This is a genomic window from Paraplanobispora siamensis (genome assembly GCF_016863175.1).
GTDB lineage: Bacteria > Actinomycetota > Actinomycetes > Streptosporangiales > Streptosporangiaceae > Planobispora > Planobispora siamensis.
Genome location: NZ_BOOJ01000053.1, coordinates 134,894 through 156,254 on the forward strand (window position 1 = coordinate 134,894; position 21,361 = coordinate 156,254).

The following is a 21,361-nucleotide window of genomic DNA, read 5'->3' on the forward strand; positions in this document are numbered from 1 at the left end:
GAGCGTGTTCGCGCCGCCGTTTCGGCCCGCCGGACCCGGCCTTCCCGGCGGCTGCGCCCGCCCTGCCCGTCTCGTCCCCCTCAGCCCGCCGACCGGGAGAGCCTCAGGACATTGGCGATGATCTTCGCTCCGGCGCCGCCCTCGGCGGTGAGGATCGACTCGGGGTGGAACTGCACGGCGAAGCGGCGGTTCCGTACGTCCTCGATCGCCATCACCGCGCCGTCGGGCGTCAGGGCGGTGGCGGCGAAGCCGGTCACGCCCGGCTGCTTGGCGTGCAGCGAGTGGTAGCGGGCGGCGGTGAACTCCTCGGGCAGGCCCTCCAGCAGCGCGCTGTCGCCCATCCGCTTGACCTGCCCGCGCTTGCCGTGCTCGGGGTAGGACAGCAGCTCCAGCGTGCCGCCCGCCTGCTCGACCATGCCCTGCAGCCCGAGGCAGACGCCGAAGACCGGCAGGTCGCGGGCGTACAGCTCACCGACCAGCGCGGGCAGGCCGAAGTCCGACGGCCAGCCGGGGCCGGGCGACAGCACCACGAGGGACGGGGCGATCTCGTCGATCATCTCGACGGGGAAGCCGTGCCGGAGGGTGACGACCTCGGCGCCCTGCTGGCGGAAGTAGTCGGCCAGGGTGTTGACGAAGGAGTCCTCGTGGTCGACGAGCAGGACCTTCATGCCCTCGCCCGGGCGCTCGGCCGCGACCGGCGCGGCGGCCTCGGCCGTCGGCGCGCCGACGGCGGCGAGCGCGCCGAGCAGGGCGCTGGCCTTGAGCTCGGTCTCGCGCTCCTCGGCGTCGGGGTCGGAGTCGAACAGCAGCGTGGCCCCGGCCCGCACCGTGGCGACGCCGCCCTTGATCTGGGCGGTGCGCAGGGTCAGGCCGGTGTTCATCGAGCCGTCGAAGCCGATGTAGCCGACCGCGCCGCCGTACCAGCGGCGGGTGGTGGCCTCGTGGTCCTCGATGAACTGCATCGCCCAGGCCTTGGGCGCGCCGGTGACGGTGACGGCCCACATGTGGGTGAGGAAGGCGTCCAGGGCGTCGAACTCCGGCCGCAGGCGTCCCTCGATGTGGTCCACGGTGTGGATCAGGCGGGAGTACATCTCGATCTGGCGGCGGCCGATGACCTGGACGCTGCCGGGCACGCAGATGCGGGACTTGTCGTTGCGGTCCACGTCGGTGCACATGGTCAGCTCCGACTCCTCCTTGACGCTGGACAGGAGGGTGCGGATCGCGTCGGCGTCCTCGACGGGGTTGCCGCCGCGGGCGATGGTCCCGGAGATCGGGCAGGTCTCCACCCGGTCGCCGCCGACCCGGACGTACATCTCCGGGGAGGCGCCGACCAGGTGCTCGCCCTCGCCGAGGTTGAACAGGAACTCGTACGGCGCGGGGTTGGCCCGGCGCAGCTCCCGGTAGAACCCGGCCGGGTCGGGGCAGGCCGCGTGGAAGACCTGTCCGGGCACGACCTCGAACAGGTCGCCGCGCACGAACTTCTCCTTGGCGGCGGCCACGACCTTGGCGTAGGTGCCCTTGACCGGGTCGGCCGGGATCTCGGCCGGGGCCGGGGTGAGCGGGACGACCTCGCCCTCGCGGGGCAGGCCGTGGGTGGAGACGCCGTTCACGGTGAACTCGTAGCGGAACTCCTTGCTGGTCTCCCGCTTGCGGTCGATCACCATGATCCGGTCGGGCAGGTGCAGCACCAGGTCGCGCTGGTCCTGCGGCCGGGTCAGCACCTGGCGGATCGGCTCGAATTGGAAGGCCAGGTCGTAGCCGAAGGAGCCGTACAGGCCCAGGTGCTCGTCCTCGCCCCTGAAGGCGGCGATGATCTCGCGGATGGCGGTGAAGACGGTGGGCCGGCGGCTGCGCATCTCCTCGGGGAGGATCTCGTCGGACTCGGCGACGTACACCTCGACGTGGTCGGCGGCCGGCTCCGCGGTGGGCTCGCCCGCCGCCAGCAGGCAGGGGGTGATCGCCGGCAGCACGACCCGGCCCCGGTCGTTCAGGGCGCGGACGGCGATCCTGCGGCCGCGGGCCACGATCTCCAGGCAGGGGTCGACGTAGGCCAGGTGCCATCGGCTGTAGCGGCCGGGATACTCCATCCCGGAGGAGAGCACGCCGCCGCGCCGCTCACCGAGCGTGCCGACGACCTCATCGAGCACGGTCTCCGGCACGTCGGCCGTCGAGACCTCGACCCCGATGCCACCGGCGGTGGTATATCCGCTCGTCTCCACTGCAGTCTCGCCCCTTGTCGATTCGCTGATGCCCGGGGCGGACGCAGAAAAGGCCGCCTACCCGGGCGGCCGTCCGTCTGCTCGCGTATGCGAAAACCTGCGCCGCCTACAAGCGGCGCCACCACTGAAGGGTATCGGCGTTTCGCATGTGCGCCAGACTACCGGCGCAGAGCGTGATCATGCAACGTGCGCGGCCCACCGGTGGAGGCCGGTGAGCCGCCCGCCGTACGGCACCGCCCTGCTCAGCCCTGCTCAGCCCTGCTCAGCCCAGCGGCGTGAGATCGGGCCGTTTGGCGTCCAGCCCGTCGCCGGAGGAGCGGCCGTGCAGGCGGCGGTTGATCCAGGGGCCGAGGAACTGCCGGGCCCAGCGCAGGTCCTCCCGCCGGGCGTCGGCCCACACCGCCGGGGTCAGCGGCGGGTACGGCTCGCGCCAGTCCTCCTCGACGGGCAGGCCGAGCACCTCGGCGGCGCGCAGGGCGATCCGGCGGTGGCCCTCGGCCGACAGGTGGAGGCGGTCCTGGCTCCAGGAACGGCGGTCGCGCAGCACGCCCATCGCCCACAGGTCCACGAGCGTGCAGTCGTGCCGGGCCGCGATGTCGTGGATGTGCAGGTTGTACACGGCGACCTTGTGGTGGACCAGCCGCATCACCGGCACCTGGCGGATGTCGAATCCGGTGAAGAGCACGACCCGGGCCCCGGTGGCGCGCAGCCGGGCGGTGGCGGCGTCCAGCAGCGCGGCGACCGCGTCGGGGTCGGCGCCCGGGCGCAGGATGTCGTTGCCCCCGGCGCACAGCGAGACCAGGTCGGGCGTCAGGGCCTCGGCCCGCGGCACCTGCTCGTCCAGGATCTGCCGGATGAGGCGGCCCCTGACGGCGAGGTTGGCGTAACGCAGTCCCGGCTCCCCCGCAGCCAGGTGCTCGGCCAGCCGGTCGGCCCAGCCCCGGTAGCCGCTGCCGCCGTCGGCGTGGTCGTCCAAGCCCTCGGTGAAGCTGTCCCCAAGAGCGACATACGAGGTTATTGATGACATGTCGCGATAGTTTGCCGCGCGGACTTCCCCCTACGCGACCGTAAGGCGCGACCGGTCGGGCCGCGCCGGGACAAGGCGATCCGCCACGGCCGAATCATGAGATGTCTCATACCCGGAAGCACTGGTCAGACCGGCCTTCCTTCTGTTACCAGTAAGTGGACAATGTCTGTTACCAGCCGGTAGACATCGGCGCCGGGAGGACATATGGCGATCGCGTGGCCGCGGACCGCCCACCGGGTGACGGTCCAGCGTGACCTGCCCGTCCCGATGCCGGACGGGGTCGCCCTCATGGCCGACCGCTACGCCCCGGCGGGGGTGGCGCGCCCGCCCACCATCCTGGTCCGCTCGCCGTACGGCAGGCGCGGGGTGTTCGGGCTCATGTACGGCCGGGCCTTCGCCCGCCAGGGCTTCCAGGTAATCATGCAGAGCTGCCGCGGCGGGTTCGGCTCGGGCGGGCTGCTCGACCCTCTCGGCGACGAGCACGACGACGGCCTGGCCACCCTGTCCTGGCTGCGCAAGCAGCCCTGGTACGGCGGGAGCCTGGCCATGCAGGGCCCCTCCTACCTCGGCTACACGCAGTGGGCGATCGCCCCGTTCGCCGGGCCGGAGCTGAAGGCCATGGCCACCTCGGTGACCGCCTCGCAGTTCCGCGACGCGGCCTACGTCGGCGGGGCGTTCGCGCTGGAGTCGTCACTGATCTGGACCACGCTGACCGCCTCGATGGACAGCCCGCTGGGCGGCGCCGGCGTGCTGCTGGCCCCGCGCAAGACGCGGCGGGCCGCGCTGTCGGGGCGCCCGCTGGCGGAGCTGGACGTGTTGTCCGCCGGCCGGGGCATGCCGTTCTTCCAGGACCTGCTGACCCACCACGCCGAACCGGCCGCCTACTGGGGCAGGCGCGACTTCTCCGGCTCGGTGGGCGAGGTGGGCGCCGAGGTCACCATGGTCGGCGGCTGGTACGACGTCTTCCTGCCGTGGCAGATCAAGGACTACGCGGCGATGCGGGCCGCGGGGCGGCGGCCGCACCTGACGATCGGGCCGTGGTACCACGCGGACATGCGGCAGGTGCGGGCCGCCGCGGCCGACGCGCTGACGTGGTTCCGGGCGCACCTGATGGACGACCCCTCGGGGGTGCGGGAGCAGCCGGTCCGCCTCTACGTCACCGGCGCCGGACAGTGGCGCGACTATCCGGACTGGCCGGTGCCCGGCATGCGGGAGCAGCGCTGGCACCTGCGGCCGGGCTTCGGGCTCGCTCCGGACAACCCGGTGGAGTCGGAGCCGGACCGCTACCGCTACGACCCGGCCCATCCCACCCCGGCGCTGGGCGGCCCGGTGCTGCTGGGCAACTCCGAGCCGCGTGACAACCGGCGCCTGGAGGCCCGGCGCGACGTGCTCGTCTACACCGGCCCCGAGCTGCGCCGGGACACCGACATGATCGGCCCGGTCCGCGCGGAGATCTACCTGCGCTCCACCTCCCCGCACGCCGACGTGGTCGTGCGGGTGTGCGACGTGCACCCCGACGGCACCTCCTACAACGTGTGCGAGGGGGTGCGGCGGCTCACGCCGGGGGCGCCCGTGGCCGGCGCCGACGGCGTGCGCCGGGTGGAGGTGGACCTGTGGCCGATGGGCCACCGCTTCCGCCGCGGCCACCGCGTCCGGGTGCACGTGGCTGGCGGCGCCTATCCGCGGATCGCGCGCAACCTCGGCACCGGCGACCCGCTGGGCACCGGCAGCGCCATGATCGCCACCGGCCACGAGGTCTTCCACGACCCGGATCATCCCTCGGCGGTCGTCCTGCCCCTGATCCCGCACTGAGCGGCGCGGGGCGTTAGGGTCGGCGGATGCGCGCGGCCAGGTTGATGTCGGTTCTCCTGCTGCTGCAGTCGCGCGGCGGCATGACCGCCGCCGAGCTGGCCCGGGAGCTGGAGGTGTCGGAGCGGACCGTGCACCGGGACCTGGCCGCCCTGTCGGAGGCGGGCGTCCCGGTCTACGCCGACCGCGGGCGCGGGGGCGGCTACCGGCTGCTGGAGGGCTACCGCACCCGCCTGACCGGGCTGGACCGGGCCGAGGCGCAGGCGCTGTTCCTGTCCGGGGTGCCCGGGGCGCTGCGCGAGATGGGGCTGGGCGAGGTCGCGGCCACCGCCCGGCTGAAGGCCGCCGCGGCGCTCTCCCCCGGCCTGCGCGACGCCCCGGCGACGGCGGCGCAGCGCTTCCACCTCGACGCCCCGGGCTGGTTCGCCAGCGAGAGCCCGCCGCCCGAGGCGCTGGCCCCGCTGGCCCGCGCCGTGTGGGACGACCATCCCGTCACCGCCCTCTACCGCGGGGCCGAGCGCACGCTGGAGCCGTACGGGCTGGTGCTCAAGGGCGGGGTCTGGTATCTCGCCACCCGCACCGCGATCTACCGGGTGGACCGTTTCTCCGCCGTCGTCCCCCACCTCGACCGGCGCTTCGACCGGGATCCCGGCTTCGACCTGGCCGCCTTCTGGTCCGAGCGGGCCGCCGAGTTCGCCCGGTCCCTGCTGCGCACGCACGTCACCGTCCGGCTCAGCCCGTACGGGCTGCGCATGCTGCGCTTCGTCGCCGATCCGGCGGCCGTCGGCGACGCGCTCGCCTCCGTCGGGGAGCCCGACGGGCAGGGCTGGGTCACCGCCCGCCTGCCCGTCGAGTCCCACAAGGTCGCCTACGGCCAGCTGATGCGCTTCGGCCCGGACGCGGAGGTCCTGGACCCACCGGAGCTGCGCACGCTCATGGCCGACGCCGCCGCCCGCATGGCCGCGCTGTACGACTGAGCCGCGCTGGACGACTGAGCCGTCCTGTGCGACCGGGCGGGGCGGGTGTCACCGGTAGCCGGTGGCGTCGGCGGGCCTGTCCGGGTCCTGGACCTCGACGAGATAGCGCCAGGCGTCCGGCCGGCTGCCGTCGACGTCGGTGAAGCCGTACTCCCCGGCCAGCTGCCCGCTGGACAGCGACTGCCCCGACCAGCGCTCCCGCTGCGGGTCGGTGGCCAGGGCGACGACCGCGCGCCCGGTGTAGGCGGGCGACTCGGAGATCACGAAGTGCGGCTGCTTGTCCAGGGCGTCGCGCCAGTTCTCCTCGGTGACGCCGAAGCCCTCCAGCATCGCCTCCGAGCGCAGCCAGCCCGGCGTCAGGCAGACGGCGGTGCAGCCGTGCGGGCGCAGCTCGTGGGCCATGGAGAAGCCCAGCCGGTTCACCGAGACCTTGGCCAGGTCGTAGAAGGCGCACAGCCGGTAGTTGGCCTGGTTGTACTCCCAGGTGCCGTCGGTGACCTCGACGTGCAGACCGCCCGGATTCCTGATCATCAGGGGCAGCGCATAGTGGCTGGTGATGAGGTGGGTGTCGATGGCCAGGCGCAGGATGCGCAGGCCGTCGTCCAGGGAGTGCTCCCAGACCGGGGTGTTCCAGGCGGTGAGGTGGTCGCCGCCCCAGATGTCGTTGACCAGGATGTCGAGCCGGCCGTGCTCGCGGTCGATCCGCTCCACCAGCGCCCTGACCTGCTCGGGGTCCAGGTGGTCCACCGGTACGGCGACGCCCTCGCCGCCGGCCGCCGTCACCCGTTCGGCGGTCTCCTCGATCGTCTCCGGCCGGCCCATCTCCGACCTGTCCCGCCGCGTGGTGCGGCCGGTGCAGTAGACCGTGGCCCCGGCGGCCCCCAGCTCCGTCGCGATGGCGCGTCCCGTCCCCCGCGTCGCCCCGGCGACGAGGGCGACCTTTCCCTTCAGCGTCGTTTCCATGACTGCGAGCCTGCCGGGAAAACAGGACACCCGATGTCATGTTTTCCGGGACTCTTCACGCTATTGGCCGGACCGGCGGCAGGCCGGACAATGAGGTCCCCGGCCGGAAGGTCTTCGCCGATGTATGACTTCGATCTCCTCGTGCTCGGGACCGGTCCGGGCGGGCAGAAGGCGGCGATCGCCGCGGCCAAGCTCGGCAGGCGGGTCGCGGTGGTCGAGAAGAGGCACATGATCGGCGGCGTGTGCATCAACACCGGGACGATCCCCTCCAAGACGCTGCGCGAGGCGGTCCTGTACCTGACCGGTCTCAACCAGCGGGACCTGTACGGCGCCAGCTACCGGGTGAAGCAGGAGATCACGGTCGCGGATCTCGGCATGCGCACCCAGCACGTGATCGGCCGCGAGATCCAGGTGATCCGCAACCAGCTCGCCCGCAACCACGTGACGGTCCTGCACGGGACCGGGCGCTTCACGGACCCGCACACCATAGGGATCGTCGGGGACGTCCCCGGCGAGCACGACCGCAAGGTCACGGCCGAGAAGATCGTGATCGCCACCGGCACCTCCCCGGCCCGCCCGGCGAGCGTGGAGTTCGACGACAGGACGGTCATCGACTCCGACGCGATCCTGCACCTCGACCGGGTGCCCGAGACCCTCGTCGTCGTCGGGGCGGGCGTCATCGGCATCGAGTACGCCTCGATGTTCGCCGCGCTCGGCACCAAGGTCACCGTGGTGGAGCGCCGCGAGCGGATGCTGGAGTTCTGCGACCTGGAGATCGTGGAGGCGCTGAAGTACCACCTGCGGGACCTGGCCGTGACCTTCAGGTTCGGCGAGACCGTCGCCGCAGTGGAGCGCCGGCCCCGCGGCGCCCTGACGGTCCTGGAGAGCGGCAAGAAGATCCCCGCCGACTGCGTCATGTACTCGGCCGGGCGCCAGGGCACCACCGCCGATCTCCGCCTGGAGGCCGCCGGGCTCGCCGCCGACGACCGGGGCCGGATCACGGTGGACGAGAACTACGCCACGGTCGTCCCGCACATCTACGCGGTCGGCGACGTGATCGGCTTCCCCGCGCTGGCGGCCACCTCGATGGAGCAGGGCCGGCTGGCCGCCCAGCACGCGTGCGGCGAGCCGGTCGCGGAGATGCAGGAGCTGTCGCCCATCGGGATCTACACCATCCCCGAGATCAGCTTCGTCGGGAAGTCCGAGGACGAGCTGACCCGCGAGAAGATCCCGTTCGAGGTGGGCGTCTCCCGCTACCGGGAGCTGGCCAGGGGGCAGATCATCGGCGACTCGTACGGCATGCTCAAGCTGCTGGTCTCCTCCGACGACCGGCGGTTGCTCGGCGTGCACGTGTTCGGCACCGGCGCCACCGAGCTCGTCCACATCGGGCAGACGCTGATGGGGTGCGGCGGGACGGTCGACTATCTGGTCAACGCCGTGTTCAACTACCCGACGCTGGCCGAGTCGTACAAGGTCGCCGCCCTGGACGCGATGAACAAGATGCGGGTGATCGCCCGCCTGACCTCCGAGCTGTGACGGCGCGGCCCGCCGTACCCCGGTCCCGTCGTGGCAGGTGTCCCGGCGGGCCCCGTGTGATAAGTAGTTGATTACTTCGAGGGGCTTCCGAAGAGCTCCGGCAAGGAGAGGCCATGGGCGGCAACACGGAGTTCGAGCTGCGCGGGGTCAACCACGTCGCGCTGGTGTGCTCGGACATGAAACAGACCGTCGACTTCTACTCCGGCGTCCTGGGCATGCCGCTGATCAAGACGATCGAGCTGCCGATGGGCTGGGGTCAGCACTTCTTCTTCGACTGCGGCGGGGGCAACGCGCTGGCGTTCTTCTGGTTCCCCGACGCCCCCGAGGGGGTGCCCGGCGTCTCGGCGCCCAGGAACCTGCCCGACCGGGGCGAGCTGCTGTCGGCGGTCGGCTCGATGAACCACATCGCCTTCGACGTGGCGCCCGAGAAGATCGAGGAGTACCGCGAGCGGCTCATCGCCAAGGGCGTGGACGTCGGGGTGATCCTCAACCACGACGACAGCGAGTTCGGCGTGGCCCCGAAGATGCAGGAGGGCGTGTTCGTCCGGTCGATCTACTTCAAGGACCCCGACGGGATCCTGGTGGAGTTCGCGGCCTGGACGCGCGCGCTCGACCGTCCCGAGGACGTGCGGCACGAGCCGAAGACCGCCGCCGAGCGGACCGTGTGATGCCGAGGCTGCGCCAGGTCCCGCGCGAGCATGTCACCGACCCGCTGACCCTGTTCTTCTACGACCGCCTGTTCGGCCCGGACCGCGACCCGGTCGCCGAGCCCGGCACCGCCACCGGCTCCCCCGGCGACTGGTGGACCGTCTTCGCCCTGCACCCGGTGATCCTGTGGCACTGCGTGAAGGGCTTCCAGCTCTACCGGGAGGCCCGGCTCGACCCGGTCCTGCGCGAGCTGGGCCAGTGCCGGGCCGGGTGGGCGCGGGGCAGCCAGTTCGTCTTCTCCCAGCACTGCAAGCAGCTGCGGGCGATCGGGGTGCCGGACGAGAAGGTCCAGGCGGTCGCGCACTGGCAGGTCAGCCCGCACTTCGACGAGCTGGAGCGGGCCGTGCTGGCCTACACCGACGGCCTGGTGCTGGACGGCGGCCGGGTGCACGACGGGGTCTTCGCGGTGCTGAAGGCGCACCTGGGCGACGAGGAGATCCTGGAGCTCACCTACATCACGTGCCTGTACGAAATGCACGCGACCATGTCAAGAGCGCTCCGCCTGGAATTCGACGACCGGCCCGAACCGATCGTCGAAGTGGCGGCCCCGGAGGGCTACGGGACGCGCGACATCGTCGACGACGTGGTCACCGGGGGTGACGGGCGGACGGCGGGCGGCTGAGCCGACCGTTCGTCGCGCCGACGGGTCCGCTCGGCGATCGGTGACCACAACGAAACGGCTCCGTGCTTACTCTGCCGGTCAACCCGCAGGCACCACTCCCGCAAACCGGGTGCCGCTTCAGATCGAGGAGACCGTTTTGACCACCCCGAACGGGGACCGGAGCGACCGCAGCCCGTGGAACTGGCTGCTCGTCGTGCCGATCGTCCTGCCTCTCCTGCCCTTCCTGTTCAATTCCGACGAGCCCCGGCTCTTCGGCTTCCCGATGTTCTACTGGCTCCAGCTCGCCTTCATCGCGGTCGGCGTCACCTGCACCACGATCGTCTACCAGATGACCAAGCGGGGGCGGTGACCGCGTGGAACAGCACCTGACCGAGATCATCGTCTTCACCGTCCTGTTCCTGGTGGTCAGCGGGATGGGGTTCGTGGCGGCGCGCTGGCGGCGCCCGCAGGACCTGGCCAGCCTGGACGAGTGGGGCCTGGGCGGCCGGAGCTTCGGCTCGTGGATCACCTGGTTCCTGGTAGGCGGCGACCTGTACACCGCCTACACCTTCGTGGCCGTGCCCGCCCTGCTCTGGAGCGCGGGCGCGATGGGCTTCTTCGCGGTGCCGTACACCATCGTGATCTACCCGATGGTCTTCCTCGTGCTGATCCGGCTCTGGTCGGTCTCGCACATCCACGGCTTCGTCACCCCGGCCGACTTCGTCCGGGCCCGCTTCGGCTCGCCCACGCTGGCGCTGCTGGTGGCGATCACCGGCATCGTGGCGACCATGCCGTACATCGCGCTGCAGCTGGTCGGCATCGAGGCGGTGCTGAAGTCGATGGGCGTGACCGGCCACCTGCCGATCATCATCGCGTTCGCGATCCTGGCCGCCTACACCTACCAGTCGGGCCTGCGCGCCCCGGCGCTGATCGCCTTCGTCAAGGACACGCTGATCTACATCGTGATCCTGGTGGCGATCATCGTCATCCCGATCAAGCTGGGCGGCTGGGACCTCATCTTCGACAAGGCCCAGGAGAAGTTCGCCGCGAGCCCCGCGCCGGGCGACGGCATCCTGCTCAACGCCAACAACCAGCTGCAGTACGTCACGCTGGCCTTCGGCTCGGCGCTGGCCCTGTTCCTGTACCCGCACAGCATCACCGGCGTGCTGGCCTCCCGCAACCGCGACGTGATCAAGCGGAACATGTCCGCGCTCCCGGCCTACAGCCTGCTGCTGGGCCTGATCGCGCTGCTCGGCTACATGGCCATCGCGGCCGGGACCACGCCGATCGGCAAGGACAACAACACGATCGTGCCGCGATTGTTCGACCAGATGTTCCCCGACTGGTTCACCGGCGTGGCCTACGCCGCGGTCGGCATCGGCGCGCTGGTCCCCGCCGCGATCATGTCGATCGCCGCGGCGAACCTGTTCACCCGCAACATCTACAAGGAGTACATCAATCGGGACGCCGGCGACGCCGACGAGGCCCGGGTCTCCAAGCTCACCTCGCTGCTGGTCAAGGTCGGCGCGGTGGCCTGCATCCTGTTCCTGGACACCGGCTTCTCCATCGACCTGCAGCTCATCGGCGGCGTCATCATCCTGCAGACGCTCCCGTCGGTGGCGCTGGGCCTGTACACCCGCTGGTTCCACCGCGGCGGCCTGATCGCCGGCTGGATCGCGGGCATGAGCGCGGGCATGCTCCTGCTCTACAACATCGGCAACCCGGCCACCGGCAAGCTGCACTTCGCCGGCTCGGCGTTCCCGCTGGAGAAGCTGGGACTGGACACCAAGATGACCATCTACGCGGGCATCCTGGCGCTGGCCGTGAACCTGGTCGTCGCCGCGCTCGGCACCGTCGTCGCCCGCGCCATGAACGCCGCCGACGGCGAGGACACCACCCACCCCGACCACTACTTCGCCGACGAGGGCGACCCCCGCATCAAGGACCTCGACTTCTCCCCGGGGGCGCCCAAGGCCCACTGATCCGCCATGTGACCCTTCAGTACGGCCCGCGCCCGCTTTCCGGCGGCGCGGGCCGTACCGCTTTCCGCTCATCCCCCGTCGAGATAGGCGGGGTTGGCCACGGCGAGCTTGGCCCGGACGGACTCGGTCAGGGCGGCGACCAGGGCGGGGTGGTCCAGCCCTTCGCGGACGGCGGCGGCGAGTTCGGCGTCGGAGGCGAAACCGAGCTCGCCGAGGCGCCGCGCGTGCGCGTCCGCCTGCTCCGGGCCGAGGGCGAGTTCCCGCTCGACCATGCCGAGCACGTTGACGGCGACCCGGGTGTGGAAGCGGACCCGGCCCTCGACCGCGGGGAGCACGTCGCTCTCCAGGAAGTCACGGACCGCGGCGACGAGCCGGGCCGCCGACGGGACGTCATGGGGACCGGGCGACGGGGGAGACATCCCGTTCTGCGGCATAAGGAACTCCTTATCCGTTGACTCGGCAACGAATCTCCGATGAGATCCTTACATGACTTTCGCGGTTCCCGACAGTGTGCGGCCGCTCCGCGACGCCGTCCACGTGTTCATGACCGAGCGGGTCGAACCCGCCGAAGCCGTCCTGCACCGGGGCGGGCCCGAAGCCGGCGAGCTCCTGCGCGACCTGCAGGCCGAGGCGAAGAAGGAAGGCCTGTGGGCCCTGGGCCACCCCGCCGAGCTGGGCGGCGGCGGGCTGCCGTTCCTCGACTACGTCTACGTCAACGAGGTCCAGGGACGCAGCGAGTTCGGGCAGCTGGCCCTGGGCACGTTCACCCTGCAGGACTCGCTCATGCTCCACCTGTACGCCGGCCCCGAGCAGCGCGAGCGCTTCCTGGCGCCGCTGGTCCGGGCGGAGATCTGGCCGAGCTTCGCGATGACCGAGCCGGAGGTCTCCAGCAGCGACCCCACCCAGCTGCGCACCTCGGCCGTGCTGGACGGCGACGAGTGGGTGATCAACGGCCACAAGTGGTTCACCACCGGCGCCGACCGGGCCGCCTACACGACCGTCATGTGCCGCACCGAGCCGGACGCCCCGCCGCACCTGGCCTTCTCCATGATCCTGGTGCCGACCGACACGCCCGGATACACGATCGTCCGGGACACGCCGGTGCTGGGCCTCGACGGCGGCCACTGCGAGGTCCGCTACGAGAACGTCCGGGTCCCCGCCGGCAACCTGCTCGGCCCGCGCGGCCAGGGGTTCGTCATCGCCCAGCGGCGGCTGGGCCCCGGGCGGATCTTCCACTGCATGCGCTGGCTCGGCCAGGCCCAGCGGGCCTTCGACCTGATGTGCCGCCGCCTGCACGACCGCAGCGCCTTCGGCCAGCCGCTGGCGAACAAGCAGCTCATGCGCCAGCACGTGTTCGACTCCTACGCCGAGATCCAGTCGGCCCGGCTGCTGACGCTGCACGCCGCCCACGCCATCGACCGGGGCGAGGACGCCCGGGTGGAGATCGGCGCCATCAAGGTGGTCGGCGCCCGGATGCTGCACAACGTGATCGACCGGGCCGTCCAGGTGTACGGCGCGGCGGGCCTGACCCCCGACACCCCGCTGGACCGGATGTACCGCCACGCCCGCGCCGGCCGCATCTACGACGGCCCGGACGAGGTCCACATCGACTCGGTCGGCCGCCGCGTCCTCGGCACGTACGCGGCCGGGGGCAGCTGGGAGTTCGGCCTGCGGTAGGGGCGGCGACCGGAAGGCGGGAGGGTTCGATGGACGGGACGGGCAGGGAGGCGATCGTCGCCGAAGCGCTCGGCGAGGGGGCGGCGATCACGGCGAGCGTGCGGCTGCCGGGCGGGGCGTCCCGGGAGACGTGGGCGATCGACGCGGTGGACGCCGCCGGCGCCGCTCACGAGCTGATCCTGCGCCTCGACTCCCCGGGCGCCGCGCCTGGCGCGGGGATCGGGCTGGCCGGTGAGGCGAGGCTGATGCGGGCCGCCGCGGCGAGCGGCGTGCCGGTGCCCGCCATCCTGGCCGCCGGTGAGGCGCACATCCTGATGACCCGGGTGGCCGGGGAGACGATTCCTCGCAGGATCCTCCGGGACGAGGCGTTCGCCGCCACTCGTCCCCGGCTGGCGGCCCAGTGCGGGGAGATCCTGGCCGCGGTCCACCGCATGCCCCTGTCCTCGCTCCCCCAGCCGGTCGCGTCCCAGGCCGCGGCGGTGCCGCCGGCCGTACCGGACGATCCGCTGGTGACCTGGCGCGACCTGCTGGATCTGACCGGGCAGCCGCATCCGGTCTTCGAGCTGGCCTTCCGCCGCCTGGCCGCCTCCCGCCCGGCGGGCGGCCGGACCGCCGTCGTGCACGGCGACTTCCGCAACGGCAACCTCATCGTCGGCCCCGACGGCGTCAGGGCGGTGCTCGACTGGGAGCTGGCCCACGCGGGCGATCCCGTGGAGGACCTCGGCTGGTTGTGCGTGAAGTCCTGGCGGTTCGGCTCTCCGCTGCCGGTCGGCGGATTCGGCGGGTACGACGAGCTCCTCGGCGCCTACGAGAAGGCCGGCGGGCACCGGGTGGATCCCGGCGAGTTGCGCTGGTGGGAGACCTTCGGCGTGCTCAAGTGGGGGATCATCTGCGTCATGCAGGCCATGCGCCACCTGAACGGCGGCGCCCGGTCCGTCGAGCTGGCCGCGATCGGCCGCCGCGTCTGCGAGACCGAGTGGGACCTGCTCCGCCTGCTGTCATGACCGCGCAGACGGGTCGCCCCGGCGTGCTTGCCCGCCGTTCCGCTCCGGCGTTACCGTGCCGCGGTGGATCTCTTCTCGCGCTCCTGGACGGCACTGCGCACGGCGGTCGCCGAGATCCCGGACGAGGACTTCGAACGGCCGTCCGGCTGTAGCGGCTGGCTCGTGCGGGACGTGGTGTGCCACCTGGTCATCGGCGCCCAGGACGTGCTGATCACCCTGGTGACGCCCGCCGAGACCGAGCCGACCGTGGACGCGGTCACCTACTGGAAGCTCGTCGAGGCCCCGGCCGGCGGGGACCCGCTCGACGCGTTGATCCCCCGGCTGGCCGCCGCGTACGGCGAGCCGCGGCTGCTGAGGTTCCACTTCGACGACGTCGGCTCCGCCGCGGGCCGCGCCGCCGAACTCGCCGATCCCGCCCTCCGCGTCGGCACCCGCGGCGAGGTGCTGACCGTCGCCGACTACCTGTCCGCGTACGTCCTCGAATGGACCCTGCACCACCTCGACCTGATCGCGCATCTGCCGTCGGCCGCCGAGCCGCCCGCCGAGACCCTCGCGGCGGCACGCGCGTCTCTGGGGAAGATCGCCGGAACCCCGTTCCCCGCCTCGTTCTCCGACAGGGACGCGTTGCTGGTCGGCACCGGACGTCGCGCGCCGACCGGCGCGGAGAAGGCCGCGCTGGGCGATCTCGCCGCGAGGCTTCCGCTCGTCCTCGGCTGAGCGGCCCGCTGCGGACGATCCCGGCCGGGTACGACAGGAACCCGGTTTCCGTCGTAGCCTGAACCTCGAACGAGACGGACAGGAGGCTGGAGTGGCCGAGACGACGCCGACCGGGACAAGTGTGGCCGAGGTGATGGCCGAGCTGGCCGGGCTCGAAGACCCGAAGACACGCGAGGTGAACGAGAAACACGGCGACGACCACGGTGTGAATCTCAGCAAGCTGCGCGCGCTCGCGAAGCGGCTGAAGACGCAGCAGGACCTCGCGTGCCGGCTCTGGGAGACCGGTGACACCGCGGCGAGACTGCTGGCGATCCTCATCTGCCGCCCGAAGGCGTTCGGGCGCGACGAACTGGACGCCATGGTGCGCCAGGCACGCGCGCCCAAGGTGCACGACTGGCTCGTGAACTACGTGGTGAAGAAGAGCCCGCACGCCGAGGAACTGCGCCTGGCCTGGTCCGCCGATCCGGATCCGGTGGTGGCCAGCGCCGGCTGGGCGCTGACCGTCGAACGCGTGGCCAAGAAGCCCGAGGGCCTCGACCTCCCGGGACTGCTCGACGTCATCGAGACGCGGATGAAGGACGCCCCGGACCGCCTGCAGTGGGCGATGAACCACTGCCTGGCTCAGATCGGGATCGAGCACGCCGAGCACCGCACCCGCGCCATCGACATCGGTGAGCGCCTGGAGGTGCTGAAGGACTATCCGACCTCCCCGGGCTGCACGTCTCCGTTCGCGCCTATCTGGATCACCGAGATGGTGAGCCGGCAGCACGACAGGGCGTGACCCATGGGGTGAGCCGGTGACAGCGGACGAGGGCGCAGGCTCCCGCCTCCGGGCGGAAGGCGTCCGCTAGGCGTCCGGACGGAAGGCGTCCGCGTGGTCGGCGGCCCACTCCGCGAACGAACGCGGCTCGCGGCCGGTGATCTCGCGTACCGCGGGTGAGATGGAGACAGCCTCGGGCGGCGGGTTCCCCTGCCAGGAGACGAGCAGCTCGATGAGCTCCTCACCGTACCCCGCCTGCCGCCAGCGTTTGCGTGCCTGCTCCTCGGTGAGCTCGACGAAGCGGAGCGGCCGGCCGATCGCCTCGGCGATCGCGGCCAGCCGCCCGCGCTGGCTGAGCACCTGCGGCCCCGTCAGCACATACGTCCTGCCCGCGTGACCGCCGCGGGCGAGCACCGCCGCCGCCACGGCGGCGACGTCCCTCTCGTCCACCACCCCGCCGGGGACGTCGGCGAACGGCTCGCGCACCTCGCCCCTCTCCTTGATGGCGGAGGCCCAGGTCAGCGTGTTGCTCATGAAGTCGACCGGCTGGAGCGCGGTCCATTCGAGGTCACTGGCCGCGAAGGCCTTCTCGACCGGGCCCACCTGCCCGTTCCACAGAAGCGTCACCCGCCGCACCCCGGCCTTCTGCGCCAGCTCCACAAGCTCCGGCCCGGTCCGCAGAGTGGCGTAGTCGTCGCCGCCCGCGGTCAGCAGGTGCGCTCCCACCACGCCGTCGAAGGCCGGGCCCAGCGTCCGGGGATCGGCGAGGTCGCCCCGCACCACCTCCACCGGCTCCGGCAGGTCGGCCCGGGCCGGGTCCCTGGTCAGCGCCCGTACCCGCTGCCCGGCACGGAGGAGGTCGTCGACGACGCGCCTGCCGACCTTGCCCGTCGCCCCGGTCACCAAAAACGTCATCGACCCGCCTTCCTCTCAGGGACACCGATCTCTTAGGGACACCGACGCTACGGCCCGTCCCCGCCCCGGGGCATCGGGCATTGGTCCTAGGTCCTGCCTCTGCTCGTCCGTACAAGAACCGGCGACGTCCGGCCGCTGTTCGTCAGCATATGTTGACGCCATGGCGATCGTCAGCATATGTTGACGACGTGTCCATGAACACCGATCTCGAGCAGGCCGTACACGGCACCGATCCGGATGCGGCGCTGCGCGCCGTCGCCCGCCTGCGCAGGCTGGTGGAGCAACTGGAGGCCGAGCACGTCGCGGCGGCACGCCGGGCGGGCTGGTCCTGGCGGGACATCGCCACCCGGCTCGGCGTCACCAAGCAGACCGTTCACCGCAAATACCACCGCGTCCTGGAGGACTGATGTTCCGAGGCGACCACCCCGACCTGAGCCGGACCGTGGGCCGGGCCCTGAAGCTGGCCCGTGACCTCGGGCATCCCCGTACGGGCAGCGAGCACCTGCTGCTCGCCCTCACCGCCGGGAGCACCGTCACGAGAGGCACCGTCACGGGAAGCACCGTCACGGAAGGCACCGTCACGGAAGGCACCGTCACGGAAGGCACCGTCACGGAAGGCACCATCACGGGAAGCAACGTCACGGGAAGCAACGTCACGGGAAGCAACGACGCCGTCGCCTCCATCCTCGCCGCGCACGGCGCGACGGAGGCCGCGATCCGGGAGGCCGTCCACCGCGCGGCGCCCGCCGGAGCCGGTGCGGCCGCCGACCGGGACGCCCTCGCCGGGCTCGGCATCGACCTCGACCGCCTGCTCGGCGCCTCGGGCGCGGCAGCACTGGACCGCCCGCCCGTACGCGAACCGCTGTTCCCGCTGGGCGCGGCCAAGGCGCGGCGCCGGTGCGCCCGGATGCGCCCGCCGCTCGGCCTGGACGCCCAGGCGGCCTACGAGGCGTCGCTGCGGCTGGCGCTCTCCCGCCGCGAACGCGACCACCGGCCCGAACACCTCGCCCTCGCGCTCATCACCCTCGACCCCGGCGTGGCATGGGTGCTCTCGACCGCCGGGATCGACAGGCAGGCGCTCCTGGCCGACCTGGCCGCCGCCTTCCCACCGCCCCGGCGCAACCCGCTGCTGAACCTCGAACGGCGGCTGGCCCGGCGGACCCGCCACCGCGACATCGTGCGGCGCTATCAGCACACGACAGGACGCACCACCACGTCAGCCGCCGCCCTCGCCACCCTCATCGGCCGCGCCTGATCGCTGCCTTCTGACGGCGGCGGTCAGGCGAAGCGCTCGATCGTCACGGGGATCAGCCTCGCGTCGTGCCGCATCGCCGTCCTCAGCTCCCGCAGGAGTGATCCGACGGTGTCGTCGGACGAGCCGCCCAGGCATGCGGTCAGGTCGAGGCACCAGGCCGTGCCGGGGCCGATCCGGCGGAGATCCCAGGTGAGCACGTCGCGGCCCGCGCGCAGGCGGGCCGTACCGGCCACGCGGGCCGGCGGATCGGCGGAACCGTCGGCCGGCCCCATCGCCCAGAGACACCGCAGCCGCCGCAGGCGTTCGGCGTCCAGGTCACCGGCGAACAGGACGCGGTAGACCCGTCTTTCACGGAACCCCTCGGGGACCTCGGGGGAACCGAGCAGCAGCGGGGCCGAGTCGTCCAGAGGCAACCGGTCGTGGAAGCGGCCCCGCAACGCCGCCTCGCCGGGCAGGTCCTCCCCGCTGATCCGGCGGTAGACGGCTTCGGCGGTACGGCGGTGCACGGCGACGACCCGGTCACGCAGGGCCGGGTCGGTGCGCATGCCCCGGCTGAAGGCGGCCGAACTCCACCAGGTGCCGTCCGTCACGCTCCACCCCGCGCCGTCCAGCCCGGTCGCCGTGTGGTCACCGGCGAGCACGAACTCCTCAGCAGGCGAGCTGTCCGCTCGCGCTCTGGACGACGCGCGGCGTGGACTCGCCCCGGGGCCAGATCTGCAGGAGATAGCGGTCGATGATGTCCCTCGAGGTGTCCACCTCCGCGGCCTGGTCCATGTTCTGGGCGTGGTAACGCAGCCGGTACCAGCCCGGCCCGGCGGGCAGTTCGGGGAGTTCGTGGACGCCGAGGTCGAACGATACGGTGCGGGTGCCGGTCATGGATGGCGATCATACGGTCGTGGGCTGACACTTCCGGACCGGCATCAGGCAGGCACGCGCGCGCCGGAGGGCCGTGAGACGATCACTCCTCTACCCGCGTGGCCTGGCACGCAAGGCTGTAGCGTGACCGCGTGGATCTCCTTGTGGTGGGTGGCGGCGGCTTTCTCGGGCGGGAGATCATCCGTCAGGCGCGGCTCGCCGGTCATCGTGTCGCGGCGACCTTCCACAGCCGCACTCCCGGCGACGTCGCCGACGTGGACTGGCGCAGGCTGGACATCCGTCACCGCGACGACGTCACAGCCCTGGTCCTCGCGACACGACCCGATGCGATCGTCAATGCCGCCTACCGGCAATCCGACTGGGCGACCACGGCCGAAGGCGGCATGCACCTCGCACTCGGCGCGGCGGCGGCAGGAGCCCGGCTCGTGCACGTATCCAGTGACGCGGTGTTCTCCGGTACGGCCTCCCGCTACGACGAGACGCACCTCCCGGATCCCACGACCCCGTACGGCGCCGCCAAGGCCGCCGCCGAGACAGCGATCAAGGGCATCACGCCGGCCGCCGTCATCGCCCGGACCTCGCTGATCATCGGCGACGGCGACTCCGGGCACGAAAGACACGTGCACGCCCTGGCGACCGGTGCCGTGACCGGCGTCCTGTTCACCGACGACGTACGGTGCCCCGTGCATGTCACCGACCTGGCCGCCGCCCTCCTGGAACTGGCCGCCTCCCCCCACGCCGGGATCCACCACCTCGCCGGCACGGATGCCGTCAGCCGCCACGAACTCGGCGTGCTGATCGCGCGCCGGGCCGGTCTCGACCCGGCCGCCCTCCCCACCGGGCTCCGCGCCGACACCGGCCCGCCGGGACCCCTCGACGTGCGCCTGGACGGCACCGCGACCCAGGCACGGCTGACCACCCGCCTCCGGGGCGCACGCGAGTTCCTCGCACCCACGCCGGCCTGACCGGGATGGCCGGGCCGGGCCGGTAACGGACCATCACCGGATGCGGCCGCCGGATCAATCACCACTCTCGTATGGAGGACGACAGCAGAATGACGACGGCACGCATCGGACGATCCCCCGTGTCCTCAGTCACCCGGCGGCCGGAACTGGACGCGATCCGCGCCCTCGTGGTGGTCGGGCTGATCTTCTTCCACTCCGCCCTGGTGTTCGACGCCCGCGACGACTACTACGTGAAGAACCCCGAGACCACCGAGGCGACCACTATCCTGGCCGGTCTCGCGGTGGTGTGGGCGATGCCGATCCTCTTCCTCATCGCCGGGCTGGGCTCATGGCACTCATTGCGCCGCCGCGGTCCCGGCGGGTTCGCCCTGGAACGACTACGGCGGCTCGGCATACCACTGGTGTTCGCGACCCTGACGATCATCCCGGTGCCGCAGTGGCTCAGGCTGCGGGCCGATCCCGCCTACGACGAGTCGTACCTGGCTTTCCTTCCACGATTCTTCGCGGTACGGCTGGAGCCGACCGAGTTCCCCTTCGTTCTGCAGGGCGAGCACTTCGAGACCGGACACCTGTGGTTCGTGGTGCTGCTGCTGGCCTTCTCGCTCGTGATCGCACCGCTGGTCCGTCTGTTTCCCCGCGACAGCGGGCGCCGGCTCCTGAACCGGCTGGCCAAGACGGCGGAACGGCGCGGCGCCATCCTGCTGCCGGCCATCCCGATCGCGGTGATCAGTGCGCTGCTGGGGCTTGAGGAGGCCTACGCCGGATGGAGCCGCTGGGCGTATCTGCTGTTCTTCCTGTACGGGTTCGTGCTCGCCTCCGATGAGAGGTTCCGGACGGCGATGCGACGGGACGCGGTACCGGCAGCCGTCACCGGCCTGGTCCTGTTCCTGGTGGGGATGCCGGGTTTCCTTGCCACGGCGGAATCTCCCGGCGGTGACCCCCTCACCGATATGACCCCGCTGGCGATCGGTGCCCGGACCCTGTACGGCGCGGCGGGCTGGTGCTGCGTGGTCGGGATTCTGGGCCTTCTCGACCGCCGCAGGAAGCCGGCCTCCTCTCAGATCTCCCCCGGGAGCGACACACCGACAGGGAGCGACATCCCACCGGACAGCCGCGCCCGACGGATGTACAAGTATCTGGCCGCCGCCGTACTGCCCGTCTACATCCTGCACCAGCCGATCCTCGTCGCAGTCGCCTACGGCGTGGTGCGCTGGGAGGCACCGATTGCGGTCAAGTACGCGGTGATCGTCGCGGCCTCCCTCGCGCTGACTTTGATCGCATACGACCTGCTGGTACGGCGCACACGAGTGACCCGGTTCCTGTTCGGCATGCGCGGATAGAACAGGGAAGGCACTCGGGACGAATACCCC

22 protein-coding genes are annotated in these 21,361 nt (G+C 71.7%); 15 read left to right on the forward strand and 7 right to left on the reverse strand.

From position 1 onward, the window contains the following. Positions 1-80: 80 nt before the first annotated feature. Both Psi01_RS31005 and Psi01_RS31010 read right to left on the reverse strand, forming a co-directional pair. Positions 81-2,219 carry an anthranilate synthase component I gene (locus tag Psi01_RS31005; RefSeq protein WP_204067668.1) on the reverse strand — a complete coding sequence of 713 codons (2,139 nt, stop codon included), beginning with the start codon at positions 2,217-2,219 and terminating at the stop codon, positions 81-83. A 262-nt stretch (positions 2,220-2,481) separates the two neighbouring features. Further along, entirely contained in the window at positions 2,482-3,246 is a 765-nt protein-coding gene (locus Psi01_RS31010) for an SGNH/GDSL hydrolase family protein (RefSeq protein ID WP_204067669.1), read from the reverse strand. Positions 3,247-3,450: 204 nt separating this feature from the next. Here Psi01_RS31010 and Psi01_RS31015 point away from each other — a divergent pair, with 204 nt between their 5' ends. Together Psi01_RS31015 and Psi01_RS31020 are read left to right on the forward strand one after the other, a co-directional pair. Beyond that, entirely contained in the window at positions 3,451-5,058 is a 1,608-nt protein-coding gene (locus Psi01_RS31015) for a CocE/NonD family hydrolase (RefSeq protein WP_204067670.1), read from the forward strand. Between the two features lie 26 nt (positions 5,059-5,084). Further along, entirely contained in the window at positions 5,085-6,032 is a 948-nt protein-coding gene (locus Psi01_RS31020) for a helix-turn-helix transcriptional regulator (protein ID WP_204067671.1), read from the forward strand. A gap of 48 nt (positions 6,033-6,080) precedes the next feature. Here Psi01_RS31020 and Psi01_RS31025 read toward each other — a convergent pair whose 3' ends face one another. Next, positions 6,081-6,995, reverse strand: coding sequence for an SDR family oxidoreductase (locus tag Psi01_RS31025; RefSeq protein ID WP_204067672.1), 915 nt, complete (start codon positions 6,993-6,995; stop codon positions 6,081-6,083). 120 nt (positions 6,996-7,115) lie between these two features. On the opposite strand from Psi01_RS31025, the gene sthA reads away from it, so the two are divergent. The 5 genes from sthA (at position 7,116) to mctP (ending at position 11,822) form a co-directional block, all read left to right on the forward strand. Then, complete coding sequence (gene sthA / locus Psi01_RS31030; RefSeq protein ID WP_204067673.1) at positions 7,116-8,531, forward strand: Si-specific NAD(P)(+) transhydrogenase; 1,416 nt, start codon at positions 7,116-7,118, stop codon at positions 8,529-8,531. Between the two features lie 113 nt (positions 8,532-8,644). After that, the gene (locus Psi01_RS31035; RefSeq protein WP_204067674.1) at positions 8,645-9,199 is read left to right on the forward strand and encodes a VOC family protein; all 555 of its coding nucleotides are present in this window, start codon (positions 8,645-8,647) and stop codon (positions 9,197-9,199) included. After that, positions 9,199-9,861, forward strand: coding sequence for a carboxymuconolactone decarboxylase family protein (locus Psi01_RS31040; RefSeq protein WP_204067675.1), 663 nt, complete (start codon positions 9,199-9,201; stop codon positions 9,859-9,861). The genes Psi01_RS31035 and Psi01_RS31040 overlap by 1 nt, the downstream gene beginning before the upstream one ends. Positions 9,862-9,997: 136 nt before the next feature. Further along, positions 9,998-10,210, forward strand: a complete 213-nt coding sequence (locus Psi01_RS31045) for a DUF3311 domain-containing protein (protein WP_204067676.1) — start codon at positions 9,998-10,000, stop codon at positions 10,208-10,210. A gap of 4 nt (positions 10,211-10,214) precedes the next feature. Beyond that, positions 10,215-11,822: a monocarboxylate uptake permease MctP gene (gene mctP, locus Psi01_RS31050; RefSeq protein WP_275424617.1), complete on the forward strand. Its 1,608-nt coding sequence runs from the start codon at positions 10,215-10,217 to the stop codon at positions 11,820-11,822. A gap of 68 nt (positions 11,823-11,890) precedes the next feature. Here mctP and Psi01_RS31055 read toward each other — a convergent pair whose 3' ends face one another. Continuing rightward, on the reverse strand, positions 11,891-12,256 hold the full coding sequence (locus Psi01_RS31055; protein ID WP_239128146.1) for a DUF6285 domain-containing protein: 366 nt from the start codon (positions 12,254-12,256) through the stop codon (positions 11,891-11,893). A gap of 52 nt (positions 12,257-12,308) precedes the next feature. On the opposite strand from Psi01_RS31055, the gene Psi01_RS31060 reads away from it, so the two are divergent. From Psi01_RS31060 to Psi01_RS31075, 4 genes are all read left to right on the forward strand, one after another. Then, positions 12,309-13,499 (forward strand): acyl-CoA dehydrogenase family protein, encoded by a 1,191-nt coding sequence (locus Psi01_RS31060; protein ID WP_204067677.1) that lies wholly within the window; start codon positions 12,309-12,311, stop codon positions 13,497-13,499. A gap of 29 nt (positions 13,500-13,528) precedes the next feature. After that, positions 13,529-14,503, forward strand: a complete 975-nt coding sequence (locus Psi01_RS31065) for a phosphotransferase family protein (protein ID WP_204067678.1) — start codon at positions 13,529-13,531, stop codon at positions 14,501-14,503. A 63-nt stretch (positions 14,504-14,566) separates the two neighbouring features. Continuing rightward, positions 14,567-15,220, forward strand: a complete 654-nt coding sequence (locus Psi01_RS31070) for a maleylpyruvate isomerase N-terminal domain-containing protein (protein WP_204067679.1) — start codon at positions 14,567-14,569, stop codon at positions 15,218-15,220. 133 nt (positions 15,221-15,353) lie between these two features. Beyond that, positions 15,354-16,001: a DNA alkylation repair protein gene (locus Psi01_RS31075; RefSeq protein WP_204067699.1), complete on the forward strand. Its 648-nt coding sequence runs from the start codon at positions 15,354-15,356 to the stop codon at positions 15,999-16,001. A 66-nt stretch (positions 16,002-16,067) separates the two neighbouring features. Here Psi01_RS31075 and Psi01_RS31080 read toward each other — a convergent pair whose 3' ends face one another. Then, positions 16,068-16,895, reverse strand: coding sequence for an NAD(P)H-binding protein (locus Psi01_RS31080; protein ID WP_204067680.1), 828 nt, complete (start codon positions 16,893-16,895; stop codon positions 16,068-16,070). Positions 16,896-17,089: 194 nt separating this feature from the next. Between Psi01_RS31080 and Psi01_RS31085 the strand changes: the two genes are divergently transcribed. Beyond that, entirely contained in the window at positions 17,090-17,302 is a 213-nt protein-coding gene (locus tag Psi01_RS31085; RefSeq protein WP_204067681.1) for a helix-turn-helix domain-containing protein, read from the forward strand. Next, positions 17,302-18,150: a Clp protease N-terminal domain-containing protein gene (locus tag Psi01_RS31090; RefSeq protein WP_204067682.1), complete on the forward strand. Its 849-nt coding sequence runs from the start codon at positions 17,302-17,304 to the stop codon at positions 18,148-18,150. Before Psi01_RS31085 ends, Psi01_RS31090 begins: the two co-directional genes overlap by 1 nt. 23 nt (positions 18,151-18,173) lie before the next feature. On the opposite strand, the gene Psi01_RS31095 is transcribed toward Psi01_RS31090, so the two are convergent. Next, positions 18,174-18,791: a hypothetical protein gene (locus tag Psi01_RS31095; protein ID WP_204067683.1), complete on the reverse strand. Its 618-nt coding sequence runs from the start codon at positions 18,789-18,791 to the stop codon at positions 18,174-18,176. Between the two features lie 7 nt (positions 18,792-18,798). Next, positions 18,799-19,026: a hypothetical protein gene (locus tag Psi01_RS31100; protein ID WP_204067684.1), complete on the reverse strand. Its 228-nt coding sequence runs from the start codon at positions 19,024-19,026 to the stop codon at positions 18,799-18,801. A gap of 131 nt (positions 19,027-19,157) precedes the next feature. On the opposite strand from Psi01_RS31100, the gene Psi01_RS31105 reads away from it, so the two are divergent. Both Psi01_RS31105 and Psi01_RS31110 read left to right on the forward strand, forming a co-directional pair. Further along, positions 19,158-19,991 carry a sugar nucleotide-binding protein gene (locus Psi01_RS31105; RefSeq protein ID WP_204067685.1) on the forward strand — a complete coding sequence of 278 codons (834 nt, stop codon included), beginning with the start codon at positions 19,158-19,160 and terminating at the stop codon, positions 19,989-19,991. Positions 19,992-20,110: 119 nt separating this feature from the next. Beyond that, positions 20,111-21,331 (forward strand): acyltransferase family protein, encoded by a 1,221-nt coding sequence (locus Psi01_RS31110; RefSeq protein ID WP_239128147.1) that lies wholly within the window; start codon positions 20,111-20,113, stop codon positions 21,329-21,331. Positions 21,332-21,361 lie beyond the last annotated feature (30 nt).